Here is a 22,134-nt window from a genome sequence, read left to right as displayed (position 1 = left end):
GTTTCCTAGTTGTTATCCGATTCAAGCTAAATGATGTCATCCCTTTGCTCCATTTCCATTACAGAAACTTCAAAACTACTACGGATGACTCCGCCCCTGCAGAATACTTCTCTACTTTCAGTCTCATCTTTCTGTGATTTGAACCTTTTCGATTTTCATTATTCTGCAGGTTCCCATGTTTCACACAGAAGCCTGATACATGCTCATGTCACCTTAATGCCGTCCCACAGATAATCAGCTTTACAGGTATCCATTATCCTTTATCTCTGCTTAGTGGTGAGAAGCAGATTTTGCAGAAAATTTACGCTTTCGACACTTCATCAGTGATTCACTTTCGTTCATCTTCATGTATCCTATCTGACTACTACTTGTAGCCTTTTCTCTAATCGCTTACTACCATAGGCTTGACTACAGCAGCACTAGAGTGATTTGACAGATTTGCCTGCTCAATTCCTGTCGAAGGACCTACCTTCATCTTCTGTGTGCCTTGCATGGCACACCAGCACCGTACGTACCGTTCGGTATACGGCGCTTTCAATAGTTGACGTGCACAGACTGATAGGCTGTGGCTAAATCATAAAAGCCACTGTTTATCAGTCTTTCTTTTGTCATTGCCAGACTTACTGCAACTGTGCGCGTTGTGAACCAATGGCCTCTTCGACTATTACCAGCCTGCCATGCCAAATCCTCAGGTACACCCATCTTAATCAAGTTTCGTACCTTTGTTTTAGGTTTCTTCCATTGTTTCCATATGCACATACGTATTCTGTGATAGAGCCACCCATTGATATCGTCTATGTTGTTCTTCATGCTTGCTATACCGTAGTAGTTAAGCCATCCTCTCGCATATACCTTGATTTTCCCAAGACTAGGCTTGATGGACTGCACAGACTTACGGGAAGATAAATCTCTCAGCTTTGACTTGAACTTCTTCAATGACTTTGGATGAACCCTGACGAAAACGCCACATCCGTTCCTTCCCAATGCAAAGCCAAGGAATTTAAAATTTCGGATTGCAAACACGCTGACCGTACGACTTTTCTCTCGATTTACTGTTAACTTCAGTTTCTCTTCGAGATATTTTGTACTGCTTTCCAAGAGTCTCTCTGATGCTCTTTTGCTTTTCGCTAGAAGAACGATGTCATCTGCATATCTTATACAGGGCACACCTCTTTTCAGAAACTCTTGGTCGAACTCATTGAGGTAGATATTCGCAAGAAGTGGAGATAAATTCCCACCTTGCGGTGAACCTTCTTCTGTATCAATGACCACACCATTTTCCATTACCCCACTTTTCAGATAACGCTTTATTAGTTGAACTACCCGTTCATCCTTCACATTCCTTCTGAGGAGATTGATAAGGATTTCATGGTTCAAGGTGTCGAAATACTTTGATAAATCCAAGACTACTGCAAAAGTGTAACCTTGTTCTGCGTATTCTTTTACCTTCTGTATAGCGTCCTTTGCGCTTCTGTTTGGGCGATAGCCGTAGCTTCCGTCCGCAAACAATGGTTCATAGATTGGCACTAACTGTTGAGTTATTGCCTGTTGGAGTGTTCGGTCTATCACGGTGGGTATGCCAAGCTTGCGCACACCACCATCTGGTTTTGGAATCTCAACTCGCCTGACTGGCGATGGGGTGTACTTACCGCTGTATATGCGGTCAGTTAACTCCTGCTGATGTTCCTTAAGGTACGGAAGTGCCTCTTCAATGGTCATACCATCAATACCTGGCGCTCCCTTGTTAGCCTTAACTCTCTTATACGCTCTGTTAAAGTTATCCTTATACAGTATTGATTCCAAGAGCTTCGGCTGTGCACTGTCTCTTTCTTTCCATATCCGATTGAATGACCTAAGCGCTTTCGCATACCCTTCATGTTCCGCACTATCTCTTTGCGAACAGCCATTATTATCAATGTTTTCTGCCATTAACGGTCATTCCTCCTTTCTCGGTCGTACTTAAGACTCCTACTGATTCGGTCCTTCGGTTAGCATGTCCATGTTTCCATGTCATTATCCCTACTATGACCTCTGCTGACTTCTGCGTGTTCAGCACCGCCTCGTTTCCTTGTACGGTGGTTACTCCTTTCGGAGCGTTTCACGCAGACCTCCCTAGGTACCACACGTTTCTTCCTCTCCATCCATCCGCCTCATTTATCACGCATGATTCCGTGTAGTTATTGGGCTTCGACTTGTCAAGCAGCCTTACCCTCATGCATAACCTCGTATGAGATTTCTGTACGTCAGACCAGAGTTTTGCCCATGAGTTAGTATGTTCCTCACATCCAGCTTCCTTCAGATTCCGCCTCAAAACGGACACCCTTGCTTTCGGCTATATCCTTCCCACTACCGGGCGGATTCGGGACTTTAACCCGTTAGAAACGTGCGCCGCTAGGCGCACTTGAAGATAAGGCAGACACACCTATTGGATGTACCTGCCTTCGCTTACTTATCAATTATTTGCTATCGGCTGTCTTTTGCAGCTATATTTCTTTTTCTTATGCCTCGACTGAAAAGTCTTCCTTTCCAACTCCGCACAATGGACAAACAAAATCAGCCGGAAGATCATCCCACTTCGTTCCAGGTGCTATTCCGTTATCAGGATCACCTGCTGCCTCGTCGTAAACATAGCCACAAGTATTACATACATACTTCATAATCAGTTTCTCCTTTCATGCTCCAACCTTCAGTAAATGCGATTGTTATACAACATATCAACTAAGATCATTACCAGCGCATCTACTTTCTCACTATTTCGTTCATAAATACATTCTATCATATATGTATATAGCTTTCTTCTATATTATTTAAAAGAATTTATAATCGCCGGTGGTTAACGGCATATCGTTTATAGTATAATTGTATTGTAGCCCGCCGTTTTTTCTACAAATCCGGAGGTTTTATTTATGATCAAAAATCAGTGGTATGCTGTTCTATCTTCTAACTCTGTTAAAAAAGGCAATGATATCGGAGCTAGGCGTTTTGGTGAAAACCTCGTCTTTTTTAGGAATGAAAACGGCGAACTCAGCCTTGTAAGTAGCCTTTGCGCTCATCGAGGTGCATCTCTTGAAAAAGGCTGCGTCCAAGACGGAAATATCAAATGCCCCTTTCACGGAATTGAGTATGATTCCAATGGCAAATGCGTGCATATACCGTCAGAAGGCAGGACCTCAGCTCAAGATTTCTCCCGGTTCGACCTCAAGCATTATATGGTAAAAGAGATTGGTGGAATAGTATTTGCCTGGTACGGCAACGGTATGCCAACTCATGATCCTGACTACTTCGATGTTATCACTGATACAAACTATTCTTATGATCATATCGAAGATACATGGAACGTACAGTACTCCAGAGTTATTGAAAACCAGCTGGACGTATCCCATCTTGCCTTTGTTCACCGTACCACAATTGGTCGTGGCAATAAAACTTTGTGCAACGGTCCGAAGGTGGTATGGCTTGATGACAATACCCTGCAAACCAGTGCCAATAACGAAGTTGACAGCGGGCAATTACCCAAATCATCCGCAGACAGCCTGATCAAGAGCACGAATCTAACCTTTAAATATCCTAATATGTGGCTCAACCATGTCACGGATAAAATACTGATTTTGGCTTTCTTTATCCCGGTTGATGAAGAGCATTCGATCATAGCGCTTCGCTTTTACAATAAAATAACCGGATTAAAACCTATCGACAAGGCTATTGCCTGGCTTGGAAGTCGCGCCAATAAAGTGGTCGAAAGGCAGGATAAAAGAATTGTTGAAACACAACTTCCCAAGAAAAGTGATATTCCCATGAAGGAAATGCTGGTTGCAGCTGATCTGCCAATTATAGAGTATAGGAATAAGAGAAAAGAACTTCAAAAATCAGCCAATAAAATCCAAGCACCAATATTGAAAACCAACACCATTTCTACCACTAACGAGAAAGGAGTCCCCACTATGGCAGAATTCAACAACAAAGCAATGTACAAACTATCTTATGGTCTTTTCGTCTGCACCGCAGTAAGAGGTGAAAAGAAAAATGGATGCATCATTAATACTGCTGTTCAGATTGCATCAGATCCTAACAGAATTTCAATTGCAGTAAACAAGGCAAATTACACCCACGACATGATAAAAGACACTGGGCTTTGCAACATCTCTGTCATTAGCAAAGATGCTTCTTTTGATTTATTCAAGCACTTTGGTTTCCAGTCAGGAAAAGATGTGGATAAATTTGACGACTCTTTCCCAACTTCATCATATGAAACTGCGGATAATGGTATTCCTTACATCTTGACAGGAACCAACGCATATTTCTCGCTGAAGGTTGAAAAAGAGGTAGATCTTGGTTCACACACACTTTTCATCTGTGAACCAACTTTTATGACAGTGCTGTCAGACGTTCCATCCTGCACATATGAATTCTATCAAAGTGATATTAAGCCAAAACCTGAAAAAGTCGGTACAACTCCAAAGGGCGAAACCATTTGGAAATGCCTTATCTGCGGCTATGAATACGTTGGCGAAGACATGCCCGATGATTTTATATGTCCCATCTGTAAGCATGGCAAGGATGATTTTGAGAAGATAATTCGCTAATCTATAATTTTAAAGGCAGCTCACAGATCCATGAGCTGCCTTTGATTTTTTAATATTTAATAATTCTCTGCTTTAAGCTGGAAGTAATCCCTTGGATGGTTACAAACAGGGCAAACTTCCGGAGCTTCCTTTCCAATTACAATATGTCCACAGTTGCTGCACTGCCATACGCAATCGCCATCTCTTGAGAACACTAACTTATCTTCAACATTTTTGAGAAGTTTCTTGTAGCGCTCTTCGTGCTCTTTCTCTATTGCAGCAACACCTTCAAACAGCTCAGCAATTTCATCAAATCCCTCTTCTCTTGCTTTCTTGGCAAAAGAAGGATACATTTCCTTCCACTCATATGACTCGCCTTCAGCTGCTTCCTTAAGGCAATCTATTGTGCTTCCGATGCCTGTAAGAATCTTATACCAGATTTCAGCATGCTCTTTTTCATTAGCTGCTGTCTCTGCAAAGATATTTGAGATCTGAACATAGCCCTCTTTTTTAGCCTTTGATGCAAAGAATGTATACTTGTTTCTTGCCTCTGACTCACCTGCAAAAGCTGCCTGCAAGTTCTTCTCTGTCTCAGTTCCCTTCAAATCCTCTGCTCTGCATCTCCATTTGTTTTCTGCCATAAAAATCTCCTTTCCCAAAGCTGTTCTGTTTACTCTTTACCTATTTTGCAATTGTTAACTGCATTTCTATTAACAATATTAACCATAACATAATCACATATTCTTCGAAAGCATTATATCTAAGAAATTACTCGCGCCCTTCCGCTGAAATGACCATACCGGCGAAAAGCATCATAAACCAACTCATCTGCAAGCTTTCCATAGTGTTGAATGTAACGCCACTCCCCAACATCAAGATTGCCAACATTACAGTTATATAAAAACTCTTTCTGTCCTCCCCCTTATAGGCTGCTTTGAAGACCTGAAGCATAAGCACCAGCACAAGCAACGCCCCTGCAACTCCCACGGTATAGAGAAGTTTCAGATAAAAACTCATTAGTGGAAGGTGCGTGTTGAAGCTTATTCCGAACATAATTTCAAGGATAGTCTCCGGCTTTCTTATTGCATAGACCTGTTGCCACTGTGCATATCTGGACTCCATATTTGCAACATCCAAAACAGTATTACCACCAAATATTGCCCATGTCCCGCTAGTATCATCCGTCAAAAGAGGAATATAGATAAGCGCAACTGCCATCATCAACCCAAGTATCAACAATCCAAGCCCTGCCATGGCAAGTTTCTTTTTCTTAAGTGCTACTTCCAGCACATACATTAAAAGAACTACAGCGATAACTGCAAGAAGAATCGTCTGTATGCCTGCATCTGAGCATATCACCATGTATGGGCAAACCAGAAAAAGTGTTACATACTTAAAAATAGAATTCCTTGCAAACATGGCTATAAAAATAAATGCCAAAACTATAGCGTAAGCCATATCTGTGTCGTAGAAGTAAAAATCTCCCTCTGCATTTTTTACCTGAAAAAAGCGACTTCCAAAGGTCACAATTCTGTGGATAAAGTTGATATAAACGATCAGATATGAGGATAACGACAGTGCATCGTCACACTCAAGGACTCTGTCGTAGTAGAGCCTTCCCATGAAGTACAATAGGAATGCTGACATAACCTTAATATATGCCTGATATGCGCTGATATCCCTTAAAAAGCTAACCGTAGAAAGAACTGCTAGCGCCGCTACTACCGCATCCGCTGTCCTAAACTCTTTTTTCAAGTCAGGCCTAACCAAAAGGTACTGATAGCCAAGCATACAAAGTGCCAACAGAACCATAGCTATATCCAGCCACTGCCACTCGTATAGCATATCAACAAATTGTTTTATGAATAAGAAAATTGACAAAGCGTATTCCTTTCTGCCTTATTGTATATATTGTTATTTATTGGAATTCGTTCTAGCAGCCACTTATTTTATTTCAGCGCTTGCTCCTATCTGATTTTCAGGATTTCATCTGCATATTTCTGTATGGAAACATCCCTTGTCAGGTGCTCATCTAGAAATCTGCGTCCTAGCATACCCATTTCATAAAGATTGTCATTCGCACTAGTCTTTTGATCAGCAGCTTCTTGTACTCGGTTATCAATGAAATATCTGATGACTTTTCTTATCGCATCATAATCTCCAGGATCAGCAACTACGCCACACTGTGCCTCTTCAACGATAAGCCGTGCCTCAGATCCTTCTTCTAATATTCCAAGGACAGGTTTTCCTGCCGCCATAACTCCGTATAGCTTACTAGGAACAGACACACCCTTGATTCCTTTAGCATTAACGACAAAGTGTACATCTCCGGCATTCAAACTATAAACAAGATCTTCTTTGTTTTGATATGGAATAAAGACAATGTTCTTTAGTTTCTCTTTTTCCTGATATGCTTTCATCTCCTCAAGAACAGTTCCCTGACCAACAAAAGCAAAAACAACATCGCTGTAATCCGGCTTGTCAAACTCTTTTATAATTTTCTCAATTTCTAACAGATCATAGTAAAGGCCTATGTTTCCTGAATACATTATGACAAACTTGTCATTAATACCATATTTTTTTTTAAAAGCCACGACCTTTGCATTGTCATCCTGAAGTGGCACGATCTCTTTTTCATTAATCCAGTTATTTATATGTACATAATCAGGCGTATTCTCAGGAAATCTCTTTTTCAAGGTTTCCACCATATCACGACCAACCACAATGACCTTATCTGCAAATCTGCAACTTAACTTATCAAGCCACATCATGGTTCCCAGCACAAATTTATTGCTAGTAAAAGAAACTGCCATAACCTGTTCCGGGTTGAAATCCTGAATATTATATATAAATTTTGCTCTCTTTATTATCTTGCCAAACACACCAAGAAGACCTCCAAGTACCGGAGGCTGTGAGATTGTATAAACATAATCCTGATGTCCCACACGGGCTGTAGCAAAAATCGCACTTATGAAATAAGATACAATATTGATGATTCTGCTTGGTGAGAAGTTCTTTCTAAATTCAGGAACCCTGATTCTAAGGACGTCTACGCCATTTATATTCTCGTAATAGTACTTGTGCTTTTTATATTCTTTATCTATCTTTCCAGTGTAGCTTGGCACTGTGCAGATAACTGTAGTGTGAAAGGTATCGTTTAGTCCTTCTGCAAGTTCTGTCAGTATCTGACCTGTGGATGCCACATCCGGGTAATAATAGTGGGCATAAATAAGCAGGTCTTTTTTATCACCAGGCCTTTTTCTCTGCCATTTGAAAGCATCAGGAATTGAGTTGATCAAAAACTTAAATACCGCCGTGGTTGTTGTTTTCTCAGGATATACAATTATTAATGTGCGCTCACAATCCTCATTTAAAAAGTCGCTGTCATAGCACCACTTAATCTCATTAAATCTATTGTCCAAAACACTTTTTAGTGAATCATTTAATTTTTTTCCCCTGACAGCTTCTGCAGTCTTAAAACCGCGAAGCCTCTGAATCCAGGCAATCGGCTCACTTACAGGAATCAACATTTCTGCATTATCTAATTCCTGACGCTTTGCCCGGTCAGCTTGAGCATCGAGTAAATCCTTAACTGAAACCAGTTTGATATAACGCTGCGACTTCTCTTTATCTTTTTCCAGCCCGTCAACCTGATAAACTACGAGTTCAACTGCATCTTCCAGATTCGTGACGGCTACATCTGTCCCCAATATTCTGTTCGTAAAGCTTTTATTCATAACCTCTTCACCCAATGCACAAAATCAATGATTCTGCTTTGAAAAATCACGTAGTTCATCCTGACCTTTGAGTACACTCCGTACTTGCATCTTACTCTGGCAGCCTCTCTTGCTCCGCGTCCTGATGCTGACATTCCGCCAAGCTCAAAGTTGGATATAATGTGATATACAGGAGCAAACTGAGTATCTGTCGTATTCTTAATTCTTAAAAGAAAATCCAGATCCGCTGCACTCTTATAGCTCGTATCATAAACGCCGAAATCATTGTAAACCGCTCTGCTCACAAAGCATGTAGGATGACATATCATTCCTTCCCCAAGGATTCTATGGTTCACAAATTCTATCTCTATTTCCTCACTGTTTCTAAGACGTCTCTGCATGCCGTAGAGAATGACATGATCATGTGCTTCATTACTGGAAATCAAACCCAGATAGGCCTTTTTCATATTTTCCAGCGCATCAAACTCATAGTAGTCATCGCTATTAACAAGGCCTATCAGTTCTCCTGAAGCCTTGGCTATTCCCTTATTCATGGCATCATATATTCCATTATCTTTTTCAGAAAATATATGAAGCCTACCCCGAAATTTAGGTTCATAACGCCTCACTACATCAAGAGTGCCATCCGTAGACGCTCCGTCAATTATGAGGTACTCATAATCCTGCTCAGTCTGATTGAGCACACTCTGCAGAGTTCTTTCTATTGTCTTTTCACTGTTATAACAGACAGTGATCACTGTAAACAATGGACTTGCCATGTAATGTCTCCTTACGTGGTGTTCCTTTCCATGCTTGTCATTTTACGTGCCATTATAACACATTCTGCCTAGAATTCACTATCAGCATAACAGTTATTCCGCTCCACAGTCCGCGGCTCATTGCACTGCGGAAAAACTCCCACTCCGGTATGGTATCAACTATACCTTCAACATTAGCGCACCCTGAATAATAAGCAAAAGCAAAAATGATTATCGAAACCCCAATCATAATAACAAGTTTTCTTATCCCTTTGATGGCAAATATTGATTTCAAAAATTCGCCAATTGCAGCCCATGATTTGTACATATGGCAATTTGTGTAATAATATTCTTTCCTACCTGATTTTAATAAAAAAATCTTCGTGCTTAAAGCTTTTACTACTTGTTTATTTAACGAAAATTTGCTAGGTTCTGTTCCCTTAATCAATGTATCTTCAATTTCTGCCAACCATACCCAAAGCGTTTCCCCGGCAAACAGCATCATAATGTTCTTATAAGACAAATTGTAGAAAAACGGATCCGAGAGCCCCAGGACACAGAAGCTAACAACAACAGCAAGCTCAATTCTTCTGTTCTCTTTTATAAGCTTCCAGATCGTTGCCATCATTAAAGTTGTTAATACAATACAAGGCACTACTCCAATCTGCAAAAACGAATATAGAAAAGAGCTGTCAATGAGATAATTGTCATTGGGCGCCTGAGCAAACCTTGTTCCGAAAAGAGTCACAGGTTCGTGAGTCAGGTAATAATTGGCATAATTAAATCTATTATGTAAGAGCTTATCAAGAATTTCAAAGTTCTCACCACCTATGAGCAGCGGGCAAAGAATTGAAATCACCATACCCAGCGGATATACTGACATTAGCAAAATCCTAACAAGACTGCTTTGTCCTCTATGGCTATCTTTGCTATTTCTAACTCTGCTTCGTTTGATGACACTTATTTCCATACTCTGCATAACAATATTCATCACCAAAAATACGGTAAGCACAATCATTCCTGTATTGGAACAAGAATAAATATAAAGATAAACTCCGACAATAAAAAAGAAAATGCTGGATAAAATCAGCTGCTTTTTCTCCTGGTATCCACAAACAAGCATGATCAGAACAACCAAAACCACATAAGTTGTAAACATAGTGTTGAAATAGGGGTAGCCCAAAGAGCGCCTAAGCATCTGTCCCGGAAGTAATCTTCCATCTGCTGGATATGCGATGTCAGAAATAATCCCTGTCACTGACAAGAACGCAAGCACTGGAAAACACACTCCTAGGATTGTCAATCCCACTTTTTCAATTCTTTGTAGAGACACGCCTTTCATTCCCAACACCATGGTCATATATAAAAGAAGCCCTTTTTCTCCGGTGTTCTTATAGACCAATGCACTCATTCCCAACAATAAGGCCATAACTATATACTCAAATATTGTATGCTCTGTCATCGCTACTTTTATTGTAAACAAGAGTATACCAATAACGAGGGTGATGTTATATAGCAACATTCCCTCGCATAATCCTGCTGCCCTTGCTCCAAACATAACAGTAAAGTAGAGCAGATAAATAATTTCTGAAAAAACTATAGTTTTAGTAGTCTTATTATTCATTCTTATATTCTATTTCTATTTAATTACTAATTTCTCTCTAACATAGTGAATAATTCTTTATACTTTTCAGCAACCTTATCATAAGTAAAATTATCAATTATTTTTTTACGCCCATTAATCCCCAGCTTATTATTCACATTATTATTCAATATCCAATAGATACCATCGGCCAAATCTTCTGGGTCAAAAGCCTTTGCTAAATACCCATTCTCTTTATGATCAATTATGTCGAGTATTCCACCAACTGCAAATGAAACGACCGGTGTTTCTGTAGCTAATGCCTCTGCAACCGTATTATTGAAGCTATCTTCTAATGAGGATACAACATAAATATCCGCAAGGTTATATACTTCTACCATTTCATTCTCATCAAGATATCCTAGATAGTTCAAACTAATTTTTTCATTATATTGCTTCGGATCACCAGCACTTCCAAATATATATGCATCTATCTTTTTTACATATGAGTACTTTTTAGAAAAATAATCCAAGCATTCAAATAGTTCCTTATATCCTTTAGATGGTGAAGATGAAACATCCACGCCCCCAAATACTATAATCAAATGCTCATTATTTATCCCATATTTCTCACGTACTGCTTTTTTATCTAATGGCTTAAACACTTCGGTATCAATTGGATTAGGAATTATAAAATGCTCTTTTCCTTTTAAAACTGCACTTTTAGCTACATTTTCATCCATCCACTTGCTAGGAGATACCACCACCATATTATTGCGATAATAAGCCTTTTTCTTTGCCCTTAATAATTTGTAAGATAAATCTTTGTCTTTTTCTGATTTTAGAAAAGGACACTTTCCACAGCTATCTTGATAATTCTCACATCCCATGCGGACATGACATCCACCTGTAAAATTTCCATTATCATGGCAAACCAAAACAACTGGTTTACCTAACTCCAAAATTTTCCTAAAACCACGTGGAGATAAAAAAGAAGCTCCAATCCAATGAATCACTATGATATCCGCTTTTTTAACTATCTTTTCTTTAGCAATATTAAGTCCCACATGGAAATATGAAAAAGGAGTATTCTGCATTCTATCGGGATATTTATGTTCTTGTATTTTTATCAATGCTGAGTCAATTTTTCTAAGCAACCTGGACAGGAATGATTTCTTGGCTACATGAATACGTTTATCGTTAACTCTTGTATTCTGCGTCAATATTTCAGAGTACATACCTTTTTTTTCGAAAGCAATCATTTGCCTATATGGCACAGAACTTTTCTTAATGCTTTCACTTATATGGACAATATTAATTTCATTACCTAACATTCTTTTATCTTTCCCTTAACCATTTCTATTTTCAAGTCAAATGGCATTTTTACAAACTTTTTCAGTTTCTCAATTTCAAAACTCACGTATGCAATGTTCAAATGCTTTTTATTTATCATAGTATATTTTTTTCATATCATATCACCTGCAACTTCCATAAAAGCTACAGATATCAGCTGAGACTTTGTTTCTCATATCTACGATTTTTAATAATTCTAGCAAACTTCTGCCAAATCATTGATAAAACAATCGTAATGATAAGGCCAATAGTTAGCTTAGCTATTACACCATATTTTTTGTAAAAGTTTTCTCCTCCTACCCTCCATAATACCCTTCCAATGTACTCAAAGACAAAAAAATGGATCAAATACATGTATTTTGACATATCACCTACAAAAATCAAAAACTTGTTAGTCATTATATAAACAATCTTTGTATCATTTTTAGCAAACAAATAAACTAGCATGCACGAAGTAATTGAAAAACCTGCTACACTTATGATTTTAATTATTAGTACTGAACCAAATGTCTGTATCTGAATTGTATTAAAATGATTGTATATTCCATGAAGCACTAATATTAGACCAATTATACACAGTGAAGTATAATTATTCATCTTTTTCCATTTTTTTCTTACATCGTCCGACTCACTAATATATAGCTTTCCAACAAGGCATCCTATCATGAAATCTATTGATCTAAAAACAGGATGATAATAGATTACCCATCCAGCATAGCAATTATAAAATGAAACATCCGCACAATCTAAAAACGCTGCAACGATTGCCGATAGTAATTCAAACAAGTACAAGAAAACAATAGCACATATTACTTTTTTCTTGCTAAACTTATCAATAATTTTTAACATCCATGGAAAAAGAAAATAGCAAAAAAGAATTGCACTTAAATACCATGACACTCTATTGATTGACATATAAGGAATTACAAACCACGCTTGAAGCAATAAAAAATTAATCACATACTTAAACAAAACTGATAAGAAATGCTCTGTATTTGTTCCTAAAAAATAAAATGGCAAAAATCCAAATGTAAGAGCAAAATGTAGCCAATAAATACCACTAATCCTTTTAATGGCAAATACAAGATTGCTTTTAAAATCAACTTGCATTCCGTTCATTTTCGGATAATATCTATTTACACACAAAAAGCCTGACATAATTAAAAAAACAGAAACTCCCCATTCGCCTGCCCCATACACATTTTTAAGCCCCGAATGAACAAAAAACACTCCCAAAAAAGCCAACGCCCTCAAAGCTTGTATAGAATCAATTTTTTTATTTATTATCATCTCCATTGTAGTTATCAATGCCCCTCTATCAAAATCTAAACTTTTAGTTGCTTATTTCCAATAACAAGCATCTTCCACGTTCCTAGCGCCTTCTGGCGTTTCATTTTCACTTGGAAATATCCAATTTTCATTTATTGGTATCTTTTTATCAATCGGACTATTTATCCATCTTTTTCCTTTAATACCGAATAAGCATTGCGTAACTCCGCCCATATGAATTGCCTTTCTCCCAGCTTTTTTTATCATAGCTGCCAAAGGCATTCCATATGCACCGCATCCAATAATTGCCACATCAAAATCTCTTTTCATAGCCTCTTGATACATATAATCCAATGCATCAAACCAAGTTTCAAAACGCTTATCACTTACATTACCTAACGTCTGAACAGCCTTAAGTGTATATAAGTTAAAGTCTGGTAACAATCTCTCATCCTTAAAGATTTTTTTCCTATTCTCATATTGCTTTTTTATTGATTCCTCAAATGGGTGAATAACTAATACTTTCTTTCCTTTCAACGCTGAAGTCCATGGTACACTTCCGTACCACGGTTCCATCCAGCGTAATGCAGTTATCTGCGCATTGTTCATATTAGTTTTTAAATAATAGTCTTCCATCGGTCGATTCCAAACACCAAGCAAGTCTGTTTCTGCCGAACTACTATAAATCAATTCAGCAAACCTTTTCTGTAAAGATATATCCTTCGGAAAAAAACCTGATAAATTGTACAAATTCTCCCACCATTCAGTAGCAAAAGTATAATTATCTTCTGATTCTCCCAATATTACTTTTTGCATATATGCATTCAAATTATTTAATTCAGTATTTCCAAACCTAGACGCCATAAAAGGCTTATCACCATTTATAAAATCAATAATTCTGTTATTCGCCCAATCAGCACTATGCAATATCTTGCCCCCATAATAAAATATGTGAGGTTCTTTGCCCAAAAGCGGCATAGTAATATGACGACTGATTACTCTATTTAAATAATAATCCCTGAATTTATATCTTTTCTCGTAAAAAAGCCATTCTATTTTATTAATATCCATTTTTGTCCCTTACTTCGATTTCACCATACACTTTATTCTATCCCAAAGATTTTTAGGTAAATATCTATAAGCTATTCCTTTTACAAATAAATAAACATCTCTAAATCTACGCTGAAAGTAGTTACCTCTCACTTCTAGCATTTTCTTTTGGCGTTCTCTGTCATATTTCACATTTCTAACTACAAATTCAGGTCCATTCAACGGGAATTCTAGTGATTCATCTGTTACTGTCATAATCTTTAAAAGCCTCTCCGCCTCCTTCTTTTCTTGAGGATGAAAAGCACCATCCGCAAAACCATAGCTAGTAGCCAAATTATTCTTTGGAACAACTACCATTCTATCTTTATTAAACATATCATGTTCAAATTTTGAATCCCATGCAGTTACCTTCCCATAATAGATATCATTAAAGCCCTTTATATACCGCTTTTTCATTTCTCTAAAGAAAAAAACATCATCAAATCTATTACTATCTCTGTTTTGGGGCCAATCTTTTAAGTCAAAATCACACTCATTCCATCTGTTAGCCCAAGTAGCAAAAGCTCCAGACATAGGAACAGTTTTCCCAAATGTATAGTCTTCTTTTATTATTTCATTCTTCCCAATAGCATTAAAACCAGCTATATATTGAACACTATCGCAATCTTTATACTTAAAAAGTAATTCTTCACAATAAGGAAAAAAATCCTGACAAGGAACGGCATCATCTTCAAAAACAATAGCCATTTTTTGTTCAGAAAACACTAGGTCTAGGCCTTCTCTTATGTTTTTATCACATCCTTTATTAATTTCCCAAAAATAAAGTTTCCTTTCACATTCCCAATCAATTGCCCCCGCTACATATTTTCTAACTCTGTTAACTCTAGCGGCCTCATCCTCTATCTCTAAACGAGGGCCATCAGAAAAAACATACAACACTTTAGGCTTAACTTTCTTAATTTGCTCCATTATCAATTGTACTGTTTCTAGCCTTTTAAAAATAAATAATACAACGGCTACATCGTATGCTTTATTCATATAATATTCCTATCATAATCCAATCCAATCATTCATTTTCTTATGTTGCATGTACTCCACTGCAGGATAAACAATCAGTGGATTAGCATTTTTGTTTAAATATGCTGCCCATAGTGAAAAAGTAGAATTAGCAATAATACTATTTGGTGTCAAGCTCATTAAATACATATCAATATATGATTTTTTTCCGTCATGACCACTTACTATTGTCTTATTTTCTATCCAATCATAGGTTTCAGTAACATACTCCAAATCGTCTGAAAATATAAAAAAATGTGGATCATCAACTTTATTGTTAATATACTCTACTGCGCGTTTATAATAATCCTCATTAACCTCTTTATCAAAAATAGTTCCGACATAGTCTCCACGCCTAATATGAACAGAAACCGCGTTAGACTTTTTCATTTCTTTTTCATGTGATATTTCACCAGAAACTTGAAATTGTAATCTTTCAGCTACATAATCAAAAACTTTTTGAAAATAAGCTGAATCCTGCCAATAGCTGTCAAAAAATTTTTTTCCACTAATTATAGCTTGCTTAGCTTCTTCTGGTGATACCCAATCATTATCATTTTTATATATAATGTCATCTTTTCTTCTAAAAAATTTATCATTAAATAAACATCGAGCAGAATTAATTTTATGTTTTAATGGTCCACCATAAAAAATAGGAACTTCACCAGTAACGGAATACAATTCCGCAAAAGTCGCTTTTTTTAAATTGATATTAGGAAACACCTGCCAAATTCCCAATGAATCATGAGGTATTTCAAGGTTGAAATAAGATAAATCTGCAAGTACCTCTTTATCAATGAATTCCTTTTTTACCCATTCATAAAATATGTAATCAAATAGTTGATTCCCTAATCCACCACCAAATTTGATTATTATTTTATCTTTTACTTCCCCTCTATTCATCTTATCAACACTCTCAAAGCCTTACTTTTCAAAGAGTTTTCTTCATTTACTTTAGTAAATTTATAAAAATCTCTCATTTCATTTTGTATTTTTTCTCCCCAACAATCATTACATCTACGAATTGCAGATTGAGGATCTTGACTACAAATTTTATAAATAAAATCTTTGTACATCTTTAAGGGCTCTTTAGCACGTTCAATGTCATTGAATACCGGTTGGCTTAAGTATTCCTCGAACAGATTATCATTATTATCTATCTCTCTAACCCTATCTATGACGTCATCAAATGTATCAAAGTCATGGCAATTTATAAATGCTTTCGAATTAAACTCTTTTGATATCAACGGATCACCATAGTAAATAGGAATAGTTCCAGCAGAAAAAGCTTGCAATATCTTTTCAGTTGTATAGCCATTAACTGATGCATTTTCAAATGCAATGGAAAATTTGTATTTCCTTTGGAATTCTAATTTATCATCAACTGCTTTACCAATGTTGTTGAGATGTTTTCCACCAGAATCCACCTTTTTATACTTTGAAAGGGAATAGAAAAAATCATCTCTTTCTTTCATCGCATCTCTCCCATTGGAATATATAAAATTACAAAAGCCTTCTTTTTTTATTGATTTATAATTCTTATGTTTTTCTAATGCAAGCGCGTAATCGTTTTCATAAAACAAATACAACGGAGCTCTCAAATATCTATCCTCAAACGTAAGATAATGAAATCCTATTGCATAGTCGACACAATTAAAATCAGGAATATAATTTTCTCCAGTTAACATTATCCTTGCACAGTTGTATTTCAATCGATTAGCTTCATATGCCACTCCGCAAAATAAAAAGTCTGGATTCTCTGATATTTCAAAATTTCCAAATAATTCTTTTAGAATTCGTTTTGTTTGCTCTTCTGCCACAAAAGCATCAGTAAACATCACCTTCATTTATGATTCCTCGCATAACACAGTGTAAATCTAAAAAAAATCAATCTCTTTTAAACAAAGATTCCTTTGTTCTTTCTACAGTCCTGCCATCTTTGATCTCGTATATTTTGTCACAATTTGCTACAGTGGATAATCTATGCGCAACTATAATCATAGTCTTTTCTCCATGCAACGCTTCTATTGACGATATAAGAGCTTTTTCGGTCTCAACATCAAGCGCAGCTGTTGCTTCATCAAATATAATTACATCTGAATCAAAATAAAGTGCTCTTGCTATAGCAACTCTCTGCCTTTGTCCGCCAGAAAACTTCACACCTCGTTCACCTACTATAGTATTAATTCCATCATCGAGCTGAGAAACAAAATCATATAACTGTGCCTGCTTTATGGCATCATATACTTTCGCCTCGTCGATATCACTTTCACTAATTCCAAAAGCAATATTTTTTTTCAAACTATCATCCATGATAAATATATTCTGCTGCACATATGTAAACATGTGACACCAAGAATGCTTATCTCTTGATATATCTTTCCCATTAACTTTTACAGCTCCAATTTGAGGAGTAAACAATCCTAAAATAATATCTATCAGTGTTGTTTTACCTGCTCCTGATGTACCAATAATTGCAACTGATTCTCCTTTGTTAATTTTTAATGACAAGCCTTTTATAGTCTCATGATCTGCCCCGTTAAATTTCCAATGAATGTCATCTATTTCCAAAGTCTCAAATTTTTCATTAGATACAGTTTCGTTCAGATCAAGTATGTTACTGCTCGCATCGAGCAGTGCCATATTGCTATAAACTGCGTCTACTCCAGGTTTCAAATATACAACTGCTGTTACTGATTTAGAAATCACAGACATAGCTGGTAACATTTTTATTCCACCGACTGCAAAAGCAGCTAATTGGGGAACAAAACTAGAAACTTCTACGCCCTGCAGTATACGTATTGCAATTATCACTATTATCCCGACCATAAAAATAGTCTCTATGACTCTATTGGGAAAAGAAAGATATGTCATATACTTTGCTTCAACTCTTCCCTTTTCCTCACATTCTTTCTCATAAACAGCCATAAAACTCTTTTCTTTTCTCATAGCAAGTATTTCTTTTATCCCTTCAAGCATTTCAAAGAAATACTTAGTTATCTTAGTTTCAGCTTCGCGCTGTTCTTTTCCAAGATTACTTATTTTTATTCTGAGCACATATACAAGGAAAAACATACATAATAGAGAAATAAACAAAAGACATGCAGCCATTGTTAAATCAGTATATGCCAAAAAAATAGCTATCAAAATAAGTGTTAACACTTGCGTAACCAGATCAAAAAGTGTACCTAAGGCATCTTTCACACACCCTATATCTGACCCAACTCCCCTAACTATTTCTGAACTATTTGTCTCAACAAAGAACTCATAAGGACGTTGCATGTATGCGCCCAACATCCTAACTGATAATTTCTTGTGTAGTCCATATCTAAACTTATTTTGCAAATATGATGAATACATTAAAAAAAAGTTCTTAGCCAAATAAAAAGCGCACAAAAATAATCCAAAAATCAAAACCAATTGAGTACTGCTTATATTCAATGCACAAACTACAGAGTTTATCACTTTCTTTTCAGTAATGCTTTCAGGTGATGAAATCAACGTCATAAACGGAACGATTAAGCTTACCCCAATAGTTTCCAAAACAGCACACAGCAATATATCTGCCAACACCACATATGACTTTTTTCTGTCTTCTTTGTCTAATATCTCAAATACTTCTCTAATAATATTCAAAAACTTAGTAATATCATTTTTCATATAGATTTTTCCTTACGTAAAAATGGGTTTTATAAACTTGATCTCCTGTTTTTAAATCAATTACCTCAACCTCATCATACATTTTTCCTAAATTCATATTGTCTGTAGTGTGAGGACCGCTTCCTTCTTTTACCGCAACAACATCATAGAATCCATTACCAACACAACTATTTACTTGTTCATTATACAATACAGATATATTTAGCAATTTCTCTAACTCTGGGAATAACTTTGAATACAGCTTGTTAGCATTCAACTCTTCTATTGCCTCTGCAGTCATATACTCACCTTGTCCATAATCATCTGTGTATAATCCTTTGCATACAACATAATATGATAAATGTGGAGATACAAGTATATTTGAACTAGCAGAATAAGTCTCCAATATCTCATATGCTCTATTCCAATTCTCAACAGTTCTAAACTCATCCTGAGACATAGGGTTTTTAAAACATAAAAATAATGATGAAGTCGAACAAATTAAGCTACTTGAAAAAAGAACAGTTAAGATTACAAGACTTATCTTACCGTTACCAATAGATTTATTTAAATAATGTATACATCTCACTCCATAAATACAAATATATGGCATCCATAACTGAAGAATATACTCATTAGTTTGCCCGGCATTCCTTGCTAAATACATTGTTGGAAGAAGCAAAAATACAATACACAACAGTTCATATGGCACGTTTATATACTGTCTTTTCATAGTACTTTTAGCATTGTTTATAAACTTATACAATCCCATCGCAAAAGCTAGCAGCATTCCCAAAACTACTGGTAATAAACGCTTATATGTTATTAAAAACAATATCTGATCGACTGCATAAGAATATGGCTTCATAACTGAATCTATACTTGCTCTTGCAATTGAAAGTGGAAAATATAACGGAAAACAGAACTTTACAACAAGAACAGAACCGATACCTAAAATGAGCCCAATAATACCAAATCTAATAGCTTCTTTTTTATTTCTCAATAGAATATAGAAAAAAATAGGAATGCTAACAAATACAAAATACTGTTTTATGTAAAAAAGCAAAACAACACCAAGTGAGTAAATTACTGGGCGGACTATCCCTTTAGTATCATCTCTTACTATTAAATACATAAGAATAAGAGATGCCGACACTCCCCATTGCCCTGGAAAAGCAGTAATATATACCTCGCTTAGTCCTCCACATAAAAGCTGTAAAAGAAATACAAAAATAGCTCCAATCAAAGACCAAAAACTTAAAATCTCATACATCTTTAATATTCTATATGTTATACACGAACTGATAATTATCATTATTGCAGTAAGCAATTCGCATATCAATAAAGCATACTGATCCCTAGCTAATGCAACAAATGGGCTGCAAATTAGCGGCACAATAAATCCATAGCATCCCATATTATGTGGCAATTTATCATTCAAAACATCCAACGAATATGGATTAATCCCCTTTGAGAAATCAAGGGCATATTTGACCAAAGACATTTCCCTTAATTCTTTTGGATTTGGGTTAATAAACAAATATACAATTTGGCTTATAATAACCAATAAAAAGAAACACAGTAAGATAAAATATGCACATTTTTGTATTTTACTATACTTCAGAGAAATCATTTTCATTCCCAATCTTCAAATTTTATAACTATATTTCCATTAACTTCCTTCATATAACCGGCTTCAGGATAAAACGGCATATTCTCAACTTCTTTCATCTTGCTATACTCTTCAACTGTTTCATCAGAATAGTCAAATATATAATTTCTCCCGAAAACATAAATAAAATACCACTCAAATACTTCTTTATATGTCACAGTTGTTCCCATATCAATACCATCATATTGTTGATAAGCCGCACGCATCATGTAATTCTGTGCTAGTCCAACCCTGGGTTCTCCAACTACAACTATCGTAGACTCACTAGGATCAAAATCAGAATTTCTCTCCAAATCATAGAGAATACTAGTCATAGAAGCTTTTGTTCCTTCACCCACCATTTTTTGATAATAAAAGATATCGTTGGCAAATCTTATAACCAGAACAGATAGCAAAATTATTGCCATAGTCACAGCATACTTTTGTATCTTTATCTTGCTCTTAATAAATCCACACAAGAATGGATAAAGTAGCAACACATACTGAAGCTGATATGAAAACATCATGAGATAGTGCAAATGTCCCCCCGCAGTCAATATATATAAAAAATTAGTTCCTATTGGAAACAAAATAATGGCAGCGGCAATGACAAGTTTTCTCCATACTTCGCGAACATGCACAATAATATAGCCATATGCAATAATCCCACAAACCATTATTAGTATATTTATGTATCTAAATGAGTTATTGGAATATATAAACTCTGCAAAAAAGAATTTATATACTCGCCCATAAGTACCAATGATCAATTGAAATAAATTTGATATATTAATATTAGAAATACCAGATACATTGCCCATATCAATAGGAATATTATTTATATGTGAGAGCACTCGCAACATAATAATATATCCTATACTTCCCAATACCAATACTATAACTAACTTAATCACATAATTAATTATTGCTTTGGTTTCAGCATTATCAACCAATTTTTTTATTCCTACAATCATGAGCAATCCTACTGCCACTGCAAGGTAGCTTTGATATAAGCCCATTGAGATTGAAACCAAAGCCGCGGCAGCTAAAACGCTTACTATTCCATCAAATTTTACTAGAACATATACTGCTGCCGTAGCACATAATAGCGCCATCGCGTATATGTCTAAAAGATATATATATGTCAAAGCAGAATTTGTAAGTGTCAGATTCAAAGCAAACAACGATGTTATAATAAAAATCTTCCACAGTTCATCCCCTACATCGAGCAGATCTATGACCATATAACTTGATAATGCTACATAAAACATTGTTAGCATACCAATAAGCCAAGGTGCCTCTACTACGCCCCTAATCTGAACATAGTATTTCATCAAACATCTTCCAAGTCCCATTTGCCAGTATTGATCGGTACAAACAGTCATTATTCCGTCGTGCGCAGGCACAAAATTCATGAACACGTAACCGTACGCTAACATTCCTAAGATGTATGTAATAACCATTACTTGTACTAACATTTTCTTATTAATCATCGAAA

Annotated in this window: 17 protein-coding genes and 1 pseudogene; 2 read left to right on the top strand and 16 right to left on the bottom strand. The window is 36.2% G+C overall.

What is annotated here, in order from left to right:
* Positions 1–534: 534 nt before the first annotated feature.
* Together ltrA and rd are read right to left on the bottom strand one after the other, a co-directional pair.
* The gene (gene ltrA, locus C4S54_RS10095) at positions 535–1,929 is read right to left on the bottom strand and encodes a group II intron reverse transcriptase/maturase (RefSeq protein WP_103869427.1); all 1,395 of its coding nucleotides are present in this window, start codon (positions 1,927–1,929) and stop codon (positions 535–537) included.
* 569 nt (positions 1,930–2,498) lie between these two features.
* A complete protein-coding gene (gene rd / locus C4S54_RS10085) occupies positions 2,499–2,657 on the bottom strand; it encodes a rubredoxin (protein ID WP_103869425.1) in 159 nt (52 codons plus the stop codon).
* Positions 2,658–2,906: 249 nt separating this feature from the next.
* Here rd and C4S54_RS16440 point away from each other — a divergent pair.
* Positions 2,907–3,848: pseudogene (locus C4S54_RS16440) on the top strand (Rieske 2Fe-2S domain-containing protein); the annotation flags it as partial.
* Positions 3,849–3,941: 93 nt separating this feature from the next.
* Positions 3,942–4,583, top strand: a complete 642-nt coding sequence (locus C4S54_RS16435; RefSeq protein WP_103869479.1) for a flavin reductase family protein — start codon at positions 3,942–3,944, stop codon at positions 4,581–4,583.
* Between the two features lie 56 nt (positions 4,584–4,639).
* On the opposite strand, the gene rbr is transcribed toward C4S54_RS16435, so the two are convergent.
* The 14 genes from rbr to C4S54_RS10005 form a co-directional block, all read right to left on the bottom strand.
* A complete protein-coding gene (gene rbr, locus C4S54_RS10070; RefSeq protein WP_103869424.1) occupies positions 4,640–5,203 on the bottom strand; it encodes a rubrerythrin in 564 nt (187 codons plus the stop codon).
* Positions 5,204–5,330: 127 nt separating this feature from the next.
* Complete coding sequence (locus C4S54_RS10065; RefSeq protein WP_146059987.1) at positions 5,331–6,443, bottom strand: hypothetical protein; 1,113 nt, start codon at positions 6,441–6,443, stop codon at positions 5,331–5,333.
* An 86-nt stretch (positions 6,444–6,529) separates the two neighbouring features.
* Complete coding sequence (locus tag C4S54_RS10060; protein WP_242973780.1) at positions 6,530–8,299, bottom strand: glycosyltransferase family 4 protein; 1,770 nt, start codon at positions 8,297–8,299, stop codon at positions 6,530–6,532.
* The gene (locus C4S54_RS10055) at positions 8,296–9,057 is read right to left on the bottom strand and encodes a glycosyltransferase family 2 protein (RefSeq protein ID WP_103869422.1); all 762 of its coding nucleotides are present in this window, start codon (positions 9,055–9,057) and stop codon (positions 8,296–8,298) included. Before C4S54_RS10055 ends, C4S54_RS10060 begins: the two co-directional genes overlap by 4 nt.
* Positions 9,058–9,109: 52 nt before the next feature.
* Positions 9,110–10,660 carry a hypothetical protein gene (locus C4S54_RS10050; RefSeq protein WP_103869421.1) on the bottom strand — a complete coding sequence of 517 codons (1,551 nt, stop codon included), beginning with the start codon at positions 10,658–10,660 and terminating at the stop codon, positions 9,110–9,112.
* A 26-nt stretch (positions 10,661–10,686) separates the two neighbouring features.
* Positions 10,687–11,952, bottom strand: coding sequence for a glycosyltransferase (locus C4S54_RS10045; RefSeq protein ID WP_103869420.1), 1,266 nt, complete (start codon positions 11,950–11,952; stop codon positions 10,687–10,689).
* A gap of 172 nt (positions 11,953–12,124) precedes the next feature.
* Complete coding sequence (locus tag C4S54_RS10040; protein WP_103869419.1) at positions 12,125–13,267, bottom strand: acyltransferase family protein; 1,143 nt, start codon at positions 13,265–13,267, stop codon at positions 12,125–12,127.
* 45 nt (positions 13,268–13,312) lie between these two features.
* Positions 13,313–14,311, bottom strand: coding sequence for a hypothetical protein (locus tag C4S54_RS10035; RefSeq protein ID WP_103869418.1), 999 nt, complete (start codon positions 14,309–14,311; stop codon positions 13,313–13,315).
* Positions 14,312–14,320: 9 nt separating this feature from the next.
* The gene (locus tag C4S54_RS10030; protein WP_103869417.1) at positions 14,321–15,328 is read right to left on the bottom strand and encodes a hypothetical protein; all 1,008 of its coding nucleotides are present in this window, start codon (positions 15,326–15,328) and stop codon (positions 14,321–14,323) included.
* A gap of 12 nt (positions 15,329–15,340) precedes the next feature.
* A complete protein-coding gene (locus C4S54_RS10025; protein ID WP_103869416.1) occupies positions 15,341–16,249 on the bottom strand; it encodes an alpha-1,2-fucosyltransferase in 909 nt (302 codons plus the stop codon).
* Positions 16,246–17,193: a glycosyltransferase family 10 domain-containing protein gene (locus C4S54_RS10020; protein WP_103869415.1), complete on the bottom strand. Its 948-nt coding sequence runs from the start codon at positions 17,191–17,193 to the stop codon at positions 16,246–16,248. The genes C4S54_RS10025 and C4S54_RS10020 overlap by 4 nt, the downstream gene beginning before the upstream one ends.
* 40 nt (positions 17,194–17,233) lie before the next feature.
* Complete coding sequence (locus tag C4S54_RS10015) at positions 17,234–19,006, bottom strand: ABC transporter ATP-binding protein (RefSeq protein WP_103869414.1); 1,773 nt, start codon at positions 19,004–19,006, stop codon at positions 17,234–17,236.
* A complete protein-coding gene (locus C4S54_RS10010) occupies positions 18,996–20,624 on the bottom strand; it encodes a hypothetical protein (protein ID WP_103869413.1) in 1,629 nt (542 codons plus the stop codon). The genes C4S54_RS10015 and C4S54_RS10010 overlap by 11 nt, the downstream gene beginning before the upstream one ends.
* Positions 20,621–22,129 (bottom strand): glucosyltransferase domain-containing protein, encoded by a 1,509-nt coding sequence (locus tag C4S54_RS10005; RefSeq protein ID WP_160110746.1) that lies wholly within the window; start codon positions 22,127–22,129, stop codon positions 20,621–20,623. Before C4S54_RS10005 ends, C4S54_RS10010 begins: the two co-directional genes overlap by 4 nt.
* Positions 22,130–22,134 lie beyond the last annotated feature (5 nt).

The sequence above is a fragment of the Butyrivibrio sp. Su6 genome (assembly GCF_900108105.1).
Classification (GTDB): domain Bacteria; phylum Bacillota; class Clostridia; order Lachnospirales; family Lachnospiraceae; genus Butyrivibrio.
This window is presented reverse-complemented; position numbering and strand designations above follow the sequence as displayed.

Bases quoted from the DNA above. Each gene is read 5' to 3' on its own strand.
- ltrA (WP_103869427.1), bottom strand. From the start codon at position 1,929: ATGGCAGAAAACATTGATAATAATGGCTGTTCGCAAAGAGATAGTGCG.
- rd (WP_103869425.1), bottom strand. From the start codon at position 2,657: ATGAAGTATGTATGTAATACTTGTGGCTATGTTTACGACGAGGCAGCA.
- C4S54_RS16435 (WP_103869479.1), top strand. From the start codon at position 3,942: ATGGCAGAATTCAACAACAAAGCAATGTACAAACTATCTTATGGTCTT.
- rbr (WP_103869424.1), bottom strand. From the start codon at position 5,203: ATGGCAGAAAACAAATGGAGATGCAGAGCAGAGGATTTGAAGGGAACT.
- C4S54_RS10060 (WP_242973780.1), bottom strand. From the start codon at position 8,299: ATGAATAAAAGCTTTACGAACAGAATATTGGGGACAGATGTAGCCGTC.
- C4S54_RS10055 (WP_103869422.1), bottom strand. From the start codon at position 9,057: ATGGCAAGTCCATTGTTTACAGTGATCACTGTCTGTTATAACAGTGAA.
- C4S54_RS10050 (WP_103869421.1), bottom strand. From the start codon at position 10,660: ATGAATAATAAGACTACTAAAACTATAGTTTTTTCAGAAATTATTTAT.
- C4S54_RS10045 (WP_103869420.1), bottom strand. From the start codon at position 11,952: ATGTTAGGTAATGAAATTAATATTGTCCATATAAGTGAAAGCATTAAG.
- C4S54_RS10040 (WP_103869419.1), bottom strand. From the start codon at position 13,267: ATGGAGATGATAATAAATAAAAAAATTGATTCTATACAAGCTTTGAGG.
- C4S54_RS10035 (WP_103869418.1), bottom strand. From the start codon at position 14,311: ATGGATATTAATAAAATAGAATGGCTTTTTTACGAGAAAAGATATAAA.
- C4S54_RS10030 (WP_103869417.1), bottom strand. From the start codon at position 15,328: ATGAATAAAGCATACGATGTAGCCGTTGTATTATTTATTTTTAAAAGG.
- C4S54_RS10025 (WP_103869416.1), bottom strand. From the start codon at position 16,249: ATGAATAGAGGGGAAGTAAAAGATAAAATAATAATCAAATTTGGTGGT.
- C4S54_RS10020 (WP_103869415.1), bottom strand. From the start codon at position 17,193: ATGAAGGTGATGTTTACTGATGCTTTTGTGGCAGAAGAGCAAACAAAA.
- C4S54_RS10015 (WP_103869414.1), bottom strand. From the start codon at position 19,006: ATGAAAAATGATATTACTAAGTTTTTGAATATTATTAGAGAAGTATTT.
- C4S54_RS10010 (WP_103869413.1), bottom strand. From the start codon at position 20,624: ATGAAAATGATTTCTCTGAAGTATAGTAAAATACAAAAATGTGCATAT.
- C4S54_RS10005 (WP_160110746.1), bottom strand. From the start codon at position 22,129: ATGATTAATAAGAAAATGTTAGTACAAGTAATGGTTATTACATACATC.